Source organism: Novosphingobium sp. BL-S-33 (assembly GCF_056857025.1).
Genome location: NZ_CM166474.1, coordinates 3,530,363 through 3,547,542 on the forward strand (window position 1 = coordinate 3,530,363; position 17,180 = coordinate 3,547,542).

Genomic DNA, 17,180 nt, shown 5'->3' on the forward strand with positions numbered 1-17,180 from the left:
AGGGGCAGATAGGATCCTTATGTCGGAAGGAAAGCGCGACTTAGCGTCCGTCTGCCCGATTTGCAAGGTCTGCCGGATCAGCAAGCCGCGCGAGGAACGAGTTCGAGCTGGAATAGAGCACGCGGGCGCCATCCGGCAGCGCCACCGGCTTGATCGTGCCGATGTACCAGAGGTAGTCGGCATGGCGCGCGGGCGGGAAAGTCCGCAGGTCGATGTGCTGCTGCGGCGCGTAGAGAATGCGCTGCGTCGGATCGGCAAAACGGTACGAAAGATCGCGCATCGACAGCATATGCACGTCGGGCAGCGCGAAGTTCGAATTCTCCATCGCGCTGCGCCGCACCACGGCGTAGGAGCCGAAATGCTCGAACGGGCCGAAGCGCCACTGCCGACGCGGAATCGCCACGGCGGTAGCGACGCGGGCGCCTTCGGGCACCTGGTCCAGCGCGGCGATCAGTTCATGCGCGGTCTGCGCGTCCTGATACCAGACCACCGTGGTCACCAGCGTACGCGAGACGAACAGCGCGGTTGCCGCCGAGACCGCCCAACGCGGCAGAGTCCAGTCGATCGAGAGGCAGGCGACCATCAGCGCCATCGTGCTCAGTCGATAGTCGGCATAGTCACCGCCGAAGATCTGGCGCGGCACGATCAACGTCAGCACCAGCAGCATCAGCGCGGCCCAGCCGAAGCGGCCATCGATCTTGCGCAGCGCCAGCGCGCCCGCCAGCACCGCCAGAACGGCGCAGAGGCTGACGATGTCGAAGCTGTAGTCGAAGCTGCGCATCGACCGGTAAAGGATGCCCCACTTGTAATCGAGCACCCAGCGTCCGTAGGAAACCTTGGAGTTGGATCCCATGCCAGCCAGCATCGGCAGCAGCGGGAAGATCAGCGGCCAGGGCTTCACGAAGGGACGCCAATCGCGCCAGCTCTTCCGGTGGGCCCATTCGTAGCCGAAGATCATCACGCCCATCACGCCCCAGCCCGAGACGTGGCAGAGCCAGACGACGAATCCGGCCGGCACCATCGGTATCCAGCGCCAGGCCTTGCCCTCCAGGCGCACCCAGGCCGCGAAAACGAACAGCGCCATGGCCACCGAGAGCGACCAATTGACGAAGCCCATCAGCAGCGAGGGCGACCAGATCATCGCCAGCGCCAGAATCGGCCCCACGTTCATGCGGCGGCCGAGCGACCGGCACAGGGCATGGACCGAAAGCACCGAAAGGAAGGGAATCAGCGCAACGATGATGCGCCCTGCCCGCTCCAGCCCGAACACCGGCGCCATCGGCACCATCAGCAGTTCGACGCCGAGATTGCCCGTCCACTCCCAGTTGAAGCGGAAATAGCGGGTGAGATAGGGATCCTGCCCGTGATCGAGCGCGACCTTGTACCCCGCAAGGTGCGAGGGATAGTCGGTCATCTGCGGGGCCCAGGCGACCAGCACCGGCAAGGCGGCGATCACCGCCATGGCCAGCGCGAAGGCCAGCCCGCGGTCGATCGCGGGCATGCGAATGCCCGTCACGGCCTTGGCCATGGCCCTGAACAGGTTCTGGGTCTGCGGTTGCGCGGTACCGTGCATCTGCGAGGTATTCTTTCCCGACTTAAGCCAGTCTGGCGCCCTTCGGGGCGGGAGCCCTTGGCTCCACGAGTGCCCGAATCGCCAGAAGCGGCCCCTCCTGAGCGCGCCTAACCGCAATCGCGCGATTGGCAAGCGTTTCACGGTATCGCGGCTTGCGGCTTATCGCAAACGCGAAGACGGGGCGACCAATGCAAATCGCACCATTGCAGCGCAGGGCCTCGGGGATTTCCGGGGCTCCGCGTTGCAATAGTGCGAAGAAAATGCTGGCAGGAGTGCACGGACTCGAACCGTGGGCCCTCGGTTTTGGAGACCGATGCTCTACCAACTGAGCTACACTCCTGCGGGCGGGGTGGCCTCTAGAGCGCCTTGGCGCAGATGACAAGGGGATTACGGCAGAAAGGCGCGAACTTAATCCACAGCCCTGCAATCCGCCCCCACAATCTGTTAAGCCATAGGCACCCCCTCACCCGCCAATCCAGTCAGGCAAGACACGTGCACGCGCCCAGTTCCACCAGAATGATCGAGCCCGAGCTTCTTATGCTCGCCTACCGCAGCGGGATTTTCCCGATGGCGGACAGCCGGGACGATCCGGAGATTTTCTGGATCGAGCCGCGTCTGCGGGCGATTCTCCCGCTCGACGGCTTCCACCTTTCGCATTCGCTGGCCCGCACGCTGCGGCGCGGCCGATTCACGGTTACTTGCAACGCGGCCTTTTCCGAAGTCATGGAAGCCTGCGCCGCACCGCGTCAGGTGCGGCCGGACAGCGACGACGAATCAGGCAGCTGGATCAGCCACCGCATCCAGGCGAGCTACGAGAATCTGCATTTCCTGGATCAGGCGCATTCGATCGAGGTCTGGCAGGACGACGCGGACGGCAAGCGCGCGCTGGTCGGCGGTCTCTACGGCGTGGGGTTCGACCGGGTGTTCTGCGGCGAGAGCATGTTCTCGCGCGTGCCCGATGCCTCGAAAGTGGCGCTGTGCTGGCTGGTGGCGGCGCTGCGCCTTGGCGGCGCGACTCTGCTCGACTGCCAGTTCATGACGCCGCACCTCGCCTCGCTGGGCGCGGTGGAAATGCCGCAGAAGCGCTATCTCGCGCTGTTGCAGCAGGCTCAGTCGGGAGTCGCGGCGGGCGAAGGCGCAGTGGTGGGTGCGGGCGATGCCGGTGCCGGCGACGGCGCCGCATCCGATTCGGAGGCAGCGGGCGCAGGCGCCGCGTCGCCATTGCCCGAAGCCTTTGCTGCGCTCTTGGCGTTGCCAGTCGATTCGGCACCCGGCGGCAGTGCCTCTTCACCCGGGAAGCTCATCGCGCAGTTCTTGACCCAGACGTCATAGACCGGGTGCTGCACGGTGTTGAGCGCGGGTGAATTCTTGAACAGCCAGCCCGAGAACACCTTGTGCCATGCGAGCTTCTCGTTCGCATTGGCGCGTTCCTCGACGAAGGCCTGAACGAAAGCGCCTTCTTCCTGCGGCCGTTCCCAGGGGAGCGACTTCTCGCAAGTGGCGACCTTGACCACCAGATTGCCGATGCGCTTGGCCTCGCCCGGCCTCATCACCAGGTCCTGCGTCAGGTTGTTGCGCTTGTTGAGGACGCCGAGCGTGACCACGCGGTCCTTGTTCGGCGTGCCGAGCTGCTGGCCCTGCGCGGCTTGCGCCGGGCCGGCCTGCATGCCAGCAATGGCATCGGGGATAGAGGTATCCTGCGCCTCAGGCGCGGGCTCACCCTTGCCGCAGGCGGCCAGCGCCAGCGGCAAGACGAAGATCGGCGCGTAGGCGAAGACCCGCTTCACAGGCCTTGTGCTCAGGCTTCCGGCGACCAGGCTTCGTAATCGCCCGTGGCAGCAGCACGCACACCACCGCGTTCGAGCGCGCCCTGCGGGCGGTAGGCTTCGACCGTGCCAGTGGCGTTCGGCGAATAGTCCACTTCCCAGATGCGCGGCGGCGGCAGGTGGCTTTCCGGCACGCCGTCATAGCTGTGGTGCAGCCAGCCGTGCCATTCGGCGGGGACGTTGCTGGCGTCGTTGGCGCCCGCGTAGATCACCCAGCGGCGGTCATACCCCTCGGTGGTCCGCACTTTGGCGGACTTCGAGCGATAGTACTTGTTGCCCTGCGCGTCGGTGCCGACGTGCTCGCCATTGCGCGAGCTCCAGAGCGAGGTGCCAATGGTGGCGCCGTCCCACCAGGTGAAGATCTTGGACAGGATTCCCATGGGCTGCGCGTTAGCGCCGTTCCGCGCCGATGCCAAGCATGTTCCCGTGCGAAAACGATAGTCGCTGGGGGTTTCGCGGGCAGCCCCGCTTCTTATTCCGTTTCCGAGGCATCTCCCCCGAACGCGCGCTGGACATGCGGGGCCCGCAGGATCAGCCTCTCATGCGGGAGAGAAGCCTGAAGGCGCTTGGCTTGGCAACAACCCTGGGGAGGGTTTCGCATGCGTCGACAGGTTTTCACGCGACTTGCATTTGTCGCTCTGCTCCCGTTCGCTTTTTCAACCGTGATGCCGCCATCGCGTGCCGATGCAGCGCCAAAAACCGCGACCAGGCTGGCCAAGTTGCCCGCTCTGGGCGTGGACGCGAATCACGTCACTGTCTCGGGCCTGTCCTCGGGCGGGTTCATGGCCGCGCAGTTCTCGGTGATCCATTCCGCCACGGTAAGCGGCGTAGGCATCGTCGCGGGCGGACCTTATGGCTGCGGACTGGCGGGTATCACTGTGGTCACGGCCTGCATGTCCGGCACGCCCTCGGGCGCCGGGGCAAGGATCGTCGCACAGATGAACGAGATGAGCGGCGCCATCGATCCGCTCGTCCATGTGAAGGATCAGCGCGTCTACCTCTTCCACGGCGCGGCCGACAGTGTGGTGGGCAAGGGCGCGCTCGATGCTCTGCGCGACTTCTACCTCGATGTCGGCGTGCCCGCCGCGAACCTTCAGTATCTCCAGAACTTCCCGGCCGAGCACGCCTTCCTTTCGCTCACCGCGCCGCACAATTGCGGCATTCTGGGCACGCCGTTCGTGAACCGCTGCGGTGCCGACGCCACGGCCACCGGCATGCCGCGCTATGACCAGCCCGGCGCAATCCTGACCAAAGTCATCGGCGGCGACCTCGCACCCCCGGCCACAACTCTATCGAGCGCACCGCAAGCCTTCGCGCAGTCGCCCTATCTCTCCGCGCTCAGCGCCATGGCGACGACCGGCTATGTCTATATTCCCAAGCCCTGCCGCGAGACCGGCGCGAATTGCCGCATCCATGTCGTCTTCCACGGCTGCGGTCAGGCTGCCGCCTACACCGGCAATGCGGTCTATGCGCAGCTTGGATACAACGCCTGGGCCGACACCAACCGCATCGTGGTGCTCTATCCGCAAGTCGAGAAAAGCCCGCTATCCGACAATCCGATGGGCTGCTGGGACTGGTGGGGCTACACCGGGCCTTTCGCCACGCGCTATGGCCCGCAGATCAGTTCGGTACAGGCGATGATCGACCGGCTTGCCGAAACCGGAACCTGAGAAGGCCCTACCAGCTCACCTTGTCACCCGGAGCGATGCCGAGCTGCGCGGCGCGGCCGCCGTTGAGTTCAAGCACGCCGATCACCGGCCCCTTGGACGGCAGCGGCCGCTCATCATAAGGCACCGCATCGGCGGCGATGTTGAGCACGCGGTGGTCGGGCCCGATGAACAGGATGTCGAGCGGGATTACCGTGTTCTTCATCCAGAAGGCCGCCTGACGCGGGGCTTTCTCGGGGAAGATCATGCCCTCGTCCGCGCCCATTTCGGTGCGGAACATCAGGCCCTTGGCCTGCTCCGCCTCGGTCGCGGCCACTTCCACGCGGAAGGCATGGCTCTTGCCCGACGCCAGTCCGACCGTCAGCGGCACCACCGCGAGCCCCGATTCGGGATGGACCGATGCCGTTTCGGACGGGGCAGTGGCCGCCGCCTCGGCCGCACCTTTCGAGCAGGCGGCCGGCAGCATCAGTACGGGGAGCAGCAGAAAAGCGGCAAACTTGCGAGCGATGTCCATGTCTCAGACGTCTCTGGCTTCCGATTCGATCCCGGCATCGGCCCATTCCTCGGCCGCTTCCGGATCCTCGGCATCGACGATCGCGCGCACCATGTCGAGCCGGTGCCCGGCGCGCAGCATCGCCGCGATGTGCTTCTCCCGCAGCTTTTCACGCGTGAGCCTGTCCTCGGGCTGAACCGCGAAGGGCCCGAACCGCCGCCGCCGGGCCAGAACCAGCGCCGCCTGCCGCTCGGCCGCGTCGTCCGGTCGCACTGCGGCGCGCATATCCTCGTCCAGCCCCGCGTGCCCCAGCGCCTCCCCCACCCGCCGCGCGCCATAGCCGCGTCGCAGCAGGCTGCCCGCCTTCATCCGCGCCCAGGCGGCGTCGTCGACGTAGCCAAGGTCGGAATAACGGGCCACCAGCGCGGCCAGATCGGGTGATTCGTCACCCGCCCAGCCCCGCTCACGCAATTTGCGTTGCAGATAATCGCGCAGCTTCCCTTGCGTCGTCGCGAAACGCGCGACATAGGCGAGCGCTAATTCTTCCAGGTGGATCTGGTCGAGCGGTTGTGGATTGCGACGCTTGTCGGACATCTTGCCCTATTCGTGCCACACTCGGCTCGGAATGGGGAGAGCGCACGGAACCATGCAGGTGGGATGGCTATGTCCGGTTCAGCTTGAACAGGATAAAAGCGCCCGGTTCCTGAAGAATAAAACGGTATAACAACAACGGGTTATAACGAAATGACCGACACCATCAGCATGGTGCCGCAAGCGGTTGAAGCACTTGTCGCTACCCCCAACCGGGATGCGCTTGCCCGCCGTTTTGCCGATTTCGACACTTTCTGCGATGCCCTCGACTATGCAGCGAAGGGGCAGCGTGGGTTCAATTTCCACGATCCGCGTGGCACTCTGAAGCGGGTTTACCCGTTCAGCGAACTGCGTGCGGATTCGATCAAGGTGGCGCACGCGCTTGTCGCGCGCGGCGTCAAACCGGGTGATCGCATCGCCCTGATCGCCGAAACCGGCGAGGAATTTGCCGCGCTCTTCTGCGCCATCGTCTACGCAGGCGCCTGGCCGGTGCCGCTGCCCCTGCCCACCAGCTTCGGCGGCAAGGACAATTATATCGAGCAGCTTGCGGTCCAGCTTGCCAGCTCGGACCCGCTCCTGCTGGTCGGCCCGGACGAAATCGCCGAGATGACCGCCGCCGCCGCCCAGCGGCAGGGCTGCGGCCATGCCACATGGGCCGATTTCGCCGCCAAGGATGCGCCTGAAGTCGCACTGCCCAAGGCCGGCCCGGACGATATCTGCTATCTGCAGTATTCCAGCGGATCGACCCGCTTCCCGCATGGCGTAGCGGTCACCCACCGTTCGCTGATGTCGAACCTTGCCGCGCACAGCCACGGCATGGAAGTCTGCGACACTGACCGCTGCGTTTCGTGGCTGCCGTGGTACCACGACATGGGTCTGGTCGGCTGCTTCCTCTCGCTGATCGCCAACCAAGTCTCGGGCGACTACCTCAAGACCGAGGACTTCGCCCGCCGTCCGCTGGCATGGCTCGACATGATCACGCGGAACGAGGGCACCTCGATCTCGTACTCGCCGACGTTCGGCTACGACATCTGCGCCCGCCGTATCTCCAGCCAGAGCCACGTGGGGGATCGCTTCGACCTGTCGCGCTGGCGTCTCGCCGGCAACGGCGCCGACATGATCCGCCCGGACGTGATGCAGAGCTTCGTCAATGCCTTTGCCGATGCGGGCTTCAAGGCTTCGGCCTTCCTGCCCAGCTATGGCCTGGCCGAAGCGACGCTGGCCGTCACCATCATGCCCCCGGGCGAAGGCATCCGCGTCGAACTGGTCGAGGAAGAGCGCCTTTCCGGCAGCCCCCGCGACCTCAGCCGCCCGGCCCGCTACCGCGCCATCGTCAACTGCGGCAAGCCCGTGCTCGACATGGAAGTGGTGATCCGGGGCGAATCCGGCGCGAGCCTGGGCGACCACCAGATCGGCAAGGTCTGGTGCCGCGGCACCAGCGTCATGCACTCCTACTTCCGCGACCCCGAAGCGACCGAGGCCTGCCTCGTCGACGGTTGGCTGGATACGGGCGACATGGGCTACATGGCCGATGGCTACCTGTTCATCGTCGGCCGCGCGAAGGACATGATCATCATCAACGGCAAGAACCACTGGCCCCAGGATATCGAATGGGCCGTGGAACAGCTGCCGGGGTTCAACCATGGCGACATCGCCGCCTTCTCGGTCGAGACCGAGAATGGCGAGGAAGCGCCTGCGGTGCTGGTGCACTGTCGTGTTTCCGATCCGGTCAAGCGCATCGAACTGCGCGACCTGATCCGTGACAAGGTGCGTTCGATCACCGGCATGAACTGCGTGGTCGAACTGGTTCCGCCGAAGAGCCTGCCGCGCACCAGCTCGGGCAAGCTCAGCCGCGCCAAGGCGAAGAAGCTCTACCTTTCGGGCGAGATCGAGCCGTTCAAGATCGCGGCCTGATCTCAGGCAATCGATTAAAAGGGACGGGCCGGGAGCGAGAGCTTTCCGGCCCGTTTCGATTCCGGCGGATGCCGGAGGCCACGATAGCCCGTCACCTTACCGGCGCGGTGTTTCGCTTTTTTGAGTCACGCAGAGACGCAAAGATGTTGGTCGGCGCCGCAAGCAATGTCCGTCTCTCAAGCCTTACGACAGCCTCAATGTCGCCGGGAACCGCCAGCCTGCGGCAAACCCACCCTCTTTGCGCCTTCGCGCCTTTGCGCGATTCCTCTTTCCTTCTTTTTCTTCTCCGCGCCTCCGCGTGAAACGATTTCGTTCCAGGCAATTCGACTTGTCCGTGCGGCGTCTTGCGGAGTGCCTGACCTGTGAAATCGGCGCCTTCGAATGATTCACGCGGAGGCGCGGAGACGCGGAGAAGAAAAAGGGAGGAATCGCGCAAAGGCGCAAAGATTTGGTTCTGCGTTGGAGGCGATTTTCGTCTCTTGATCCTTGGGGTGGACGCAATGTTCCCGGGACTGCAGCTTCGCCGCGAGGGTTCCATTTCTGCGCCCGATTTCAGTCCGTCGCTTGCTCGCGCTCATCCCACTTTGGATAGGCGGGTAAGGTCACCAGCAGCAGGCCGCTCACCACGCAGCCAATCACGCCTGCCCAAAGGAACGGGCCATAATTGCCGGCCTTGTCGTAAACGACGCCCGCCAACCAAGGCCCCAGCCCCGACGCGAAAGCGACCATCGCCGCCATCACCCCGTAGATCGCGCCGAAGTGCCGCATGCCCGCGTATCCGGCCGTGAGATAGGCACAGATCTGCGTCTTCGTCCCCGCCGCATAGCCGTTGACCAGCAGGCCGAAAATCACCGCCGCCGTCGAATTGATCGCGCCGATCAGCACGAGGAAAGTTACCGCCGTAACCCCCATGGTCACGCCGCCGATCCAGTTCGGCCGGTAGCGGTCCAGCAGCGCGCCGGTCACCAGCTTGCCGATAATGCCAGCGACCCCGGTCAACGCGGTAAGCCACGCCGCGTTGGTGCGGGTTACGCCGGCTTCGGTCAGGATCGGGAAAAGATGGATGCCCAGCCCCACGGTCAGCACCATGACCAGAAACGTCGACAGGCCCAGCTGCCACATCGCCCGGCTGCGCAGCGCCTCGCGCGGGGTAAGGCCCGGCAAGTGCAGCGTGCTGCGCGCCGCGACCACTCCGCCCGACTTCTGCGCCGCCTGGCGGGCGCGGTCGTGCACGTCGTAAAGGAACAGCGCGCAGAGCAGCAGCGTGAGCCCGCCCCAGCCGATCGCGAACCAGACGAACGCACCGCGCCATCCGGTGTGGTCGATAAGGAAGTTGCCGAGCGGGGGCACGACTGCCTGCGCCACCGCCGTTCCCGCCACGGTCACGCCAAGCGCAAGGCCCCTGCCCTTTTCGAACAGACCCGCGACCGCAGTGGTCCAGACAGTCGACTTGATCGAAGTGACGACAAGGCCGAACACGCCCCACATCACCAGCCACTGCACCTCGGAGCCATTGGCCAGCGCGAAGGCGCTCATCGAGATCATGACCAGCACGATCCCCGGCAGCGCCAGTCGGCGCGATCCCATACGGTCGATCAAGGCGCCGTAAAACGGCGAAAGCAGCGCGGTGACGAACGTCGCGATCCCGGGCCCAGCCGAAAGCACTGAGCGGCTCCAGCCGAATTCCTTGCCCAGCGGCTCGAAAAACAGCCCCGTCGCCGCCAGCAGCACCGAGAAGAACGAGAAGCCGACTGCCGATGCCAGAACGAGCGTCCAGCCCGAACGCCATTCCTGCCTCTGGTCGGCCTGTACCGGCCGCCCCCTTTCCGGTGCGTGCATTGTTCTCTCCCTTGGAAGAGAACCTAGGGCCAAAGGCGGAAACGCCAATCGCCCCGGCGATAGTGCGCGCCGGTCGCCTGGCCGCCGAAATCAGATGGTGCGGTGCAATTCCAGATAGTCGCGCGGGATGCTGAGCGCGTCCTTGGCGACCTGCGTCTCGCGCAGGAACAGCACCAGCGCTGCCAGCAGGAGCACGATCGAAGCCAGGAAGATCATCGCCGCCACCCCGTGAAGGTCCAGCCCGGCAATGCCTTGCAGGAAAAGCACCGCCACGGTCGTGCCGATGCACAGCGCCGAAAGCACCATGAAGCGGATGGCCTTGGTGATGATGGTAATGCGCCTGTCGACCAGCCGGATTTCCAGCACGATCATGTCGTGCTCCGGCCCCTCGGTCACGTTGTGCCGCCCTTGCAACTCGCGCGCGCGGTCAACCACGCGCCCGAGCCGGGTGGAAAGGATGTTGAGGATATTGCCGATTGCAACAAGCACGAACACCGGCGTCAGGGCCAACTGGATAGTCTGGACGATCATGGTGTCGGTTATTGCAAAGGTCATTCAGGCTGCACAGGCCCTTGCCAGCAAGTAGACACCGTTGTCCGCAAATTCGACGCTGGCCAGCGAGGTCGCCAGCGCGCAGCCGCCGGGAGCGACCAGTTCTCCGCCGATTTTCACAGATTCCTCGCGCGGAATGACTAGTACGGCACCGGGATAACGGGCGGCGATTTCCGGCGTCGGGGCACCGACCACCTGATCGAGCAGGAACAGCGGCCCATCGACCAACGATTGCGTTTTCCGCACGGGAACGCGCTTGTGCCAGCGCGCCAGATCGTAGACCTCGCCCTTCGATACGGCCATGCCCTCGTCCAGATGGAGTTCGCGAGGGCGGCCGTAGTCGTAGAGGCGGTAGGTTATATCGCTGTTCTGCTGCACCTCGATCAGGCTCACGCCCGCGCCGATGGCGTGGACGGTGTTGGCCGGGATGTAGAAGAAGTCGCCGGGCTGCACTTCGTGCCAGGTCATCAGCCCCTCGATCGAACCATCGAGCGAGGCGGCGCGCATGGCCTCTTGCGAGATCGGCGCATCAAAACCGATGCCCAGCGTGGCGCCGGGCTCAGCCGCGACGATCAGCCAGCACTCTTCCTTGCCCTGACGGCCCAGCCCCTTGGCACTCGTCTGTGCGTCGCTGGGGTGCACCTGCACCGAAAGCTTTTCGCTGGTGAAAATGTACTTCACCAGAAGGTCGGGGAGCGCCGCCGGGGGCTCGAACCAGACCTCGCCGATGCGCTCACCTTCGGGCGCGACGAAAGGCGCGGGCAGGACATCCCTGCCCCAGGGCTTCTCGACTTCGCGGATCGCGAGTGCGGCAGTCATTGTTCTATCCCTTACTGGTTCACGGCGCCGGAAAGCTTGCCGACTTTCTGCACGCCTTCAACGGTGGTGACGAGCACCTCGTTCCCGTCGATGACGACCACCACGTTGGACAGCCCGATCACCGAGACGCGCGGCCCGTCGCTATCGACCAGCACATTGGTACAGTCGACCAGCTCGGCATCGCCCGCACCGCGCACCGAATTGCCGCTGCCGTCGCGGTCGAGCGCGTCATGCAGCGCCTGCCAGTTGCCGATGTCCGACCAGTCCATGTCGGCAGGCACCATGGCGGCGCGGCTGGTGTTCTCCATCACCGCGTAGTCCACCGAATCGCTCTCGACTTCGGCGAAAGTGACGGCATCGGGGTGGAAGCGGTGGCCATCCTCGGCGCCCTTCTCGACCGCTTCGCGCACCTTGGCGGCGATCTCGGGCCGGTGCGCGGCGAGTTCGGCCATGAAGTCGCCCACACGGAACGCGAAGATGCCGCCGTTCCAGGCGTAGTTGCCGTCCTCAAGGAAAGCCTGCGCGCGGGCGAGGTCCGGCTTCTCGACGAACTGGGCGGTGCGGAAACCGGGGGTGCCTTCGATGGCCTCGCCGCGCTTCAGGTAGCCGAAGCCGGTCTCGGGCCGGGTCGCCTCGATACCGAAGGAGACCAGCCAGCCCTCGGCGGCAAGCGCCGCCGCTGCGCAGGCGACATCGGAGAAGACCTCGGGACGGCCGATATGGTGATCGCTCGGGCAGACCAGCATCACCGCGTCCTCGGGCAGGCGGCAGGCGGCCAGCGCGATGGCGGCGGCAGTGTTGCGCGCGGCAGGCTCGACGATCACGGTCGCCCCCGGCGCGCCGGCCAGTTGCGCCTCGACATGTTCGAGGTGCTTGGCGCCCGTCACCACCACCGGTGCGGCAAAGCCCTGCGCCGCCGGGCAGCGTGCGAGGCTTGCCTCGAACAGCGTGGTCTCGCCGACCAGCGGCAGGAACGGCTTGGGACGATCGGCACGGCTGCGCGGCCATAGCCGCGTACCGTTGCCGCCGCAGAGAATGACCGGAACGATCTGGGGCATGGGAAGTGAAGCATCTCGCGAAGAAAGAGACATGGGAATCGCCATACCGGTCCTTCGGTGCAATGCAACGACGGCGTCACGGTGCATCCCCGCTAATCACCGTCACTCTGGCCCGCGAGGAACCAGCGCTGGCGCCAGCCATAGTCCGCTTCGACCGGGTTTCCGGCAGCATCGCGCGCCGGGCGGAAACGGAAGCGTTCGGCGGCAAGATGGCAGGTTATGCGGTCGGCCTCTGCATCGGGGCTCGGCTGCGAGACCCCGCAGGACGTCACCGTCCCGTCGGTACCGATGCGCAGGATGACCACGACCTGATGGCCGAGTCTGAGATCGCGACTGGCGCGGGGGAAGTCGCGCGCCGAATTGATATCGCCTGCGATTTTGACAGGTTGGACCGCGATACCGCCACCGCCTGTCCCGGAGCCCTCCTTGCCCGCGCCGAGGCCTAGGCCGGAGGGACTCGCTCCGACAGCGTTGTCCCGGCCGGTTCCGACCACCGGCGGCGCCTCGGTCGGCAGGACCGGCGTCGCAGCTTTCGGAAGAGCGGTATCGCGCGGTGTCGCTCGCTTCCCCGACGCACCCGCTGTGCCCGCTTTCGACGTGGTTTCAGGACGATGCGGCGGTTCGAGCGGCATGTCGAAAGTCTGCGTGACGGTCCGCGCCACATCGGCCACGAATTGCGGCGCGAACGCGCGCGCGAGGACGATGACAGCCAGGACGTGCAGCACGATCACCAGAGCCGCCACCCCAAGCCTTATGCGCCGTGGCGGCCTGAGATCGGCCGCTGTTGCCTCCGGTGCCATGCCCACCCGATGCCACGGCGACCGCGGAGGAGGCAAGGACACGTCGACAAGACGAGGCCCGGCAAGGGAAGGGCCAGAACGGGCTTTGACAGGATCGGTCGGCCGATACATTCTCATTACCGAACCTATGTTCCCCAATGCGACGCCGATTCGTCGCCGAGAGAGAACAGGGAGGGGAGAAACAAACGCATGAAGGGTTTCGAATCCCTCGAATCCGAGCATGACGACGTAGTTCTGCGCGGCCTTCTGGTGCGCCCGGATGCGGGCATATCGGATGCACGTACTCCCTGTGCCGCCGTATTGATGTTCCCCGGTGCCACCGGACCCAGCGACAGCTTCTTCCAGGCGATGCGCGAAATTGCATCTGGTGGACGATTGGTTGTCGCGCCCGACATGTACGGGGTCGGCGCCGATCTCTCCACGAACGCGGCGGCGGGCACGTACTTTGCCGCGCTCATGGCCAAGCCGGCGCTTTTGCGCGAACGTGTGCTCGTCTGGTTCGAGCGTGTGCGCGCCCTGCCCGATGTCGATCCCGAGCGGATTGCCGCGATAGGCTACTGCTTCGGCGGCAAGTGCGTGCTCGAACTCGCCCGCAGCGGCGCGCCGGTGCGCAGTGTTACCAGCTTCCACGGGTTGCTCGGCACCCATGCCCCCGCCCAGCCCGGCGCCGTGCGCGCACGAGTCGCGATCTGGACCGGGGGCGAGGATCCTTACGCCCCGCCCGCCGATGTCGAGGCACTGCGCGCTGAACTGGATGCGGCCGGCGTGGACTATCAACTCACCCTGTTCGCGAAGGTCGCGCACGCCTTCACCGATCCTGACCATGACGGTATCGCCCCGGGGATCGCCTATAACCGAACAGCACACCGGATTGCCTGGAACGGAACAATTGCGCTGCTGGAGGAAACTATCAGCCTCTGAGCAACACCAAGGTGTCTCCTGGAGGCAACTGTCCCTGGAAAGAAATGAGGAAGGCTCATCGGAAGAATTGCACAGTCCCCGTTCGAACGATACTTTCCAACTTAGGCACAGAATCAAGGTGCATACGGACAACTACCCAGAACATGCCGAATTTCGGCGCTGCCCGATCTTGGGCAGGTTCCAGGGCGGGACTTAAGCAAGAGTGCCGGCAAACCGGCACCGCAATACGGTACCAGGGGGAGCGTGAATGGCCGGCCGACCCATCGTCGGCCCACACCTTCCAGAGAATGTCGAAGAAGCCGCGGATGCGCCTGACCGGCAAGAGCCGGCGTCGCATACCTTTCCGCAAAAGCGGGGCGGCCTGCGTGAGAACATGGTTTCCGGAGGAGAGGATCAAGATGATTTCAAGGAATTTCAGGACTTCGCTGATGCTGGGCGTGGCTTCCGTGGGGGCGGCTGCGGGACTGATCGCGGCATCGCCGGCCATGGCGCAGGACGCGCCTCAGGAATCGGCACGACGCGAAAGTCCGACGATCAATCCCGGAGACATCATCGTTACCGCACGGCGTACCGAGGAACGCCTGCAGGACGTGCCGATCTCGATCACCGTGTTCAACCAGGAACAGCTCAACAACCGCAACGTCGTGAGCGCGGCGGACCTTGCGACCAGCACGCCTTCACTGTCGGCGAACACCAACTTCGGCTCGCAGAACTCGTCGTTCGCGATCCGCGGCTTCGTGCAGGATCTGGGCACGGCACCGTCGGTGGGCGTCTACTTCGCCGACGTGGTGGCGCCTCGCGGTGCCTCGAACGGCCTCCCCTCGGGTGACGGCGCGGGCCCGGGCGCCTTCTTCGACCTTCAGAACGTGCAGGTGCTGAAAGGCCCGCAGGGCACCCTGTTCGGCCGCAACACCACTGGCGGCGCCGTGCTGCTGGTGCCCAACCGGCCGACCGACACGTTCGAGGGCTACGTCTCCGGCTCGATCGGCAATTACGACATGCGCCGCGTCCAGGCCGTCCTGAACGTTCCGCTCTCCGATACGTTCAAGGTGCGCCTCGGTGTCGACCGCATGAAGCGCGACGGCTACCTGCACAATAACAGCGGCGTCGGCCCCAAGGACTTCAACGACGTCGACTATGTCGCGGCGCGCCTCAGCGTAATCGCCGACCTGACGCCTGACCTCGAAAACTACATGATCGCCACCTATTCGCGTTCGGATACGCATGGTGACGCGCAGAAGCTGATCGCGGCCGATCCGGCCTACAGCCTCGGCCATTTCGCCAGCGAGCAGTTGACGCCGGGCAGCTCCAACTATCAGGGTTCGGGCTTCTATGACTTCGCACAGGATCTGCCAGATCCGCGCTCGCTGCTCACCGTCTGGCAGATTATCAACACCACGACCTGGCACGCCAGCGACACACTGACGATCAAGAACATCGCCAGCTATGGCCAGTTGACGGATACCTTCAGCAACCCGATCTTCGGCACGGCTTTTGAAACGCCGGCGATCCCGCAGATCGGCCTGTCGAGCTATCGCTTCGGCTTCGCCAGCAGCCAGCCGCTGCCCGGCCGTCATACGGCGGACGAATCGACGTTCACCGAAGAATTCCAGGTCCAGGGCCACTCCAGCGACGACAAACTGAACTGGCAGACCGGCGCTTATCTGGAATCGGTCCAGCCGCTTTCGCTGGTGGGTTCGAAGTCGCCCGTGATCCAGTCCTGCGCCAATGCCGCCGCGCTGGCGGCCAGCGAGTGCTATGACATCCTCGGCTATCTCGCCGCGGTCACGCCGGTATTCTTCGGCGGAGCCTTCGATCCCACCCAGCATGCCGGTGCGATCAACACTACCGCAGGCCGCACATCGTTCCACAACGTGGGCCTCTACGCGCAGGCGACCTACAAGTTCACCGACCAGTTCAAGCTGACCGGCGGCTTCCGCTACACCTGGGACCGTGAGAACAACACGAGCGTCCAGACCACCACAATCACCGGCTACCCGCTTAGCTTCCCGACCTTCCAGCCGTTACCGGCGGGTCCGCTCTTCTCGTTCTGTACCTACCCCGACGCACCGGTGCAGGACCCGAGCGCGGAGAACGGTTGCCGCCGCGACCTCAAGCAGAAGTCTTCGGCGCCAACCTGGCTGATCGACTTTGACTACACGCCAACGCAGGACATCCTCGTCTACGCCAAGTACGCACGCGGCTATCGCGCCGGTGGCATCGCTCCCAACGTGACGACCGCCTTCGCTACGTTCAATCCCGAAAAGGTGGACGCTTTCGAAATCGGCACCAAGACGAGCTGGCATGGCTCGATACCGGGCAACTTCAACATCGCGGGCTTCTACAACAAGTTCGCCGATCAGCAGCTCCAGCTCGGCTTCAACGCCAACCCCTGCCAATCGACCGATGCCGCAGGAAACTGCGTCGCTGCTCCGGTTTCGCCCACGGCGGCCCCGGTCAACGCCGGTAAATCGCGGATCTGGGGTATCGAAGTGGACGCCTCGATCAGCCCGTTCCAAGGTCTGCTGTTGCAGGTGGGCTATACCTACCTCAACACCAAGCTGACTTCGGCCGAGACCTTCTCGCTCGAACCCGGCTCGCCCTATGTGCTCTCGGGCACTTACCTTGTGGGTGATCCGCTGGCGCTGTCGCCGAAGAACAAGATCACCGCATCGGGCACCTACACGCTGCCGCTGCCCGACAGCGTGGGCAAGGTCTCGTTCGGCCTGACCTTCACGCATACCGACAAGATGCTGGCGAATACCGGCAACCGTTTCTACGCGGGCTGCAACGGCACGGCCAACCAGAACATGCCGAATTGCCAGGCGGGCTCGGTCTCCGATCCGGCGACTGTCGCTTATATCCAGAGCCTGACGTTCCTGCAGCCCACCGACTTGCTGAACGTCAACGTCAATTGGGACAATATCGCGGGAACGCCCATCGATGCGGGCTTCTTCGCAACCAATGTAACCAACGAAAAGTACTACTCGTTCTTCCCAGGCCTTTCGACCGGCACCGGCTTCGAGACCGCTTCGGTCGGCGCGCCGCGCATGTATGGCTTCACTCTGAAGTATCACTTCGGAGGCTGAACCGGGTTCGGGAATGCACCCATGGTGCATTCCCTCTC

At 64.8% G+C, this 17,180-nt stretch carries 14 protein-coding genes, 1 tRNA gene and 1 pseudogene; 5 read left to right on the plus strand and 11 right to left on the minus strand.

Annotation, left to right across the window (positions count from 1 at the left end):
- Positions 1–40: 40 nt before the first annotated feature.
- Both AC1VVM_RS16310 and AC1VVM_RS16315 read right to left on the minus strand, forming a co-directional pair.
- Complete coding sequence (locus tag AC1VVM_RS16310) at positions 41–1,573, minus strand: hypothetical protein (protein WP_243652512.1); 1,533 nt, start codon at positions 1,571–1,573, stop codon at positions 41–43.
- Positions 1,574–1,837: 264 nt separating this feature from the next.
- Positions 1,838–1,913: transfer RNA gene (locus AC1VVM_RS16315), tRNA-Trp, on the minus strand.
- Between the two features lie 176 nt (positions 1,914–2,089).
- Here AC1VVM_RS16315 and aat point away from each other — a divergent pair.
- Positions 2,090–2,905, plus strand: a complete 816-nt coding sequence (aat, locus tag AC1VVM_RS16320) for a leucyl/phenylalanyl-tRNA--protein transferase (protein WP_482905118.1) — start codon at positions 2,090–2,092, stop codon at positions 2,903–2,905.
- A 35-nt stretch (positions 2,906–2,940) separates the two neighbouring features.
- Here aat and AC1VVM_RS16325 read toward each other — a convergent pair.
- A pseudogene (locus tag AC1VVM_RS16325) lies at positions 2,941–3,240 on the minus strand (DUF2155 domain-containing protein); the annotation flags it as partial.
- Positions 3,241–3,371: 131 nt separating this feature from the next.
- Positions 3,372–3,779 (minus strand): NADH:ubiquinone oxidoreductase subunit NDUFA12, encoded by a 408-nt coding sequence (locus tag AC1VVM_RS16330; RefSeq protein ID WP_132386695.1) that lies wholly within the window; start codon positions 3,777–3,779, stop codon positions 3,372–3,374.
- A 219-nt stretch (positions 3,780–3,998) separates the two neighbouring features.
- Between AC1VVM_RS16330 and AC1VVM_RS16335 the strand changes: the two genes are divergently transcribed.
- Entirely contained in the window at positions 3,999–5,069 is a 1,071-nt protein-coding gene (locus AC1VVM_RS16335; RefSeq protein ID WP_482955514.1) for an extracellular catalytic domain type 2 short-chain-length polyhydroxyalkanoate depolymerase, read from the plus strand.
- Positions 5,070–5,076: 7 nt separating this feature from the next.
- Here the strand turns inward: AC1VVM_RS16335 and AC1VVM_RS16340 are convergent, their stop codons facing one another.
- Positions 5,077–5,580, minus strand: a complete 504-nt coding sequence (locus tag AC1VVM_RS16340) for a DUF192 domain-containing protein (RefSeq protein WP_243652513.1) — start codon at positions 5,578–5,580, stop codon at positions 5,077–5,079.
- A gap of 3 nt (positions 5,581–5,583) precedes the next feature.
- Positions 5,584–6,153, minus strand: a complete 570-nt coding sequence (locus AC1VVM_RS16345) for a regulatory protein RecX (protein WP_482955515.1) — start codon at positions 6,151–6,153, stop codon at positions 5,584–5,586.
- 150 nt (positions 6,154–6,303) lie between these two features.
- On the opposite strand from AC1VVM_RS16345, the gene AC1VVM_RS16350 reads away from it, so the two are divergent.
- Positions 6,304–8,064, plus strand: coding sequence for a fatty acyl-AMP ligase (locus AC1VVM_RS16350; RefSeq protein ID WP_482904657.1), 1,761 nt, complete (start codon positions 6,304–6,306; stop codon positions 8,062–8,064).
- Between the two features lie 552 nt (positions 8,065–8,616).
- Here AC1VVM_RS16350 and AC1VVM_RS16355 read toward each other — a convergent pair.
- From AC1VVM_RS16355 to AC1VVM_RS16375, 5 genes are all read right to left on the minus strand, one after another.
- Positions 8,617–9,903: an MFS transporter gene (locus AC1VVM_RS16355; protein WP_482904658.1), complete on the minus strand. Its 1,287-nt coding sequence runs from the start codon at positions 9,901–9,903 to the stop codon at positions 8,617–8,619.
- A gap of 90 nt (positions 9,904–9,993) precedes the next feature.
- Positions 9,994–10,458 carry a DUF2721 domain-containing protein gene (locus AC1VVM_RS16360; protein ID WP_243652514.1) on the minus strand — a complete coding sequence of 155 codons (465 nt, stop codon included), beginning with the start codon at positions 10,456–10,458 and terminating at the stop codon, positions 9,994–9,996.
- Entirely contained in the window at positions 10,459–11,274 is an 816-nt protein-coding gene (locus AC1VVM_RS16365; RefSeq protein ID WP_482904659.1) for a class I mannose-6-phosphate isomerase, read from the minus strand.
- Between the two features lie 11 nt (positions 11,275–11,285).
- Positions 11,286–12,332 carry a mannose-1-phosphate guanylyltransferase gene (locus tag AC1VVM_RS16370; RefSeq protein WP_482904660.1) on the minus strand — a complete coding sequence of 349 codons (1,047 nt, stop codon included), beginning with the start codon at positions 12,330–12,332 and terminating at the stop codon, positions 11,286–11,288.
- Positions 12,333–12,424: 92 nt separating this feature from the next.
- Positions 12,425–13,075 carry a TonB family protein gene (locus tag AC1VVM_RS16375; RefSeq protein WP_482955516.1) on the minus strand — a complete coding sequence of 217 codons (651 nt, stop codon included), beginning with the start codon at positions 13,073–13,075 and terminating at the stop codon, positions 12,425–12,427.
- A gap of 246 nt (positions 13,076–13,321) precedes the next feature.
- Here AC1VVM_RS16375 and AC1VVM_RS16380 point away from each other — a divergent pair, with 246 nt between their 5' ends.
- Together AC1VVM_RS16380 and AC1VVM_RS16385 are read left to right on the plus strand one after the other, a co-directional pair.
- Complete coding sequence (locus tag AC1VVM_RS16380) at positions 13,322–14,053, plus strand: dienelactone hydrolase family protein (RefSeq protein WP_482955517.1); 732 nt, start codon at positions 13,322–13,324, stop codon at positions 14,051–14,053.
- Between the two features lie 398 nt (positions 14,054–14,451).
- On the plus strand, positions 14,452–17,142 hold the full coding sequence (locus AC1VVM_RS16385; RefSeq protein WP_482904663.1) for a TonB-dependent receptor: 2,691 nt from the start codon (positions 14,452–14,454) through the stop codon (positions 17,140–17,142).
- The last annotated feature ends 38 nt before the right edge of the window (positions 17,143–17,180 follow it).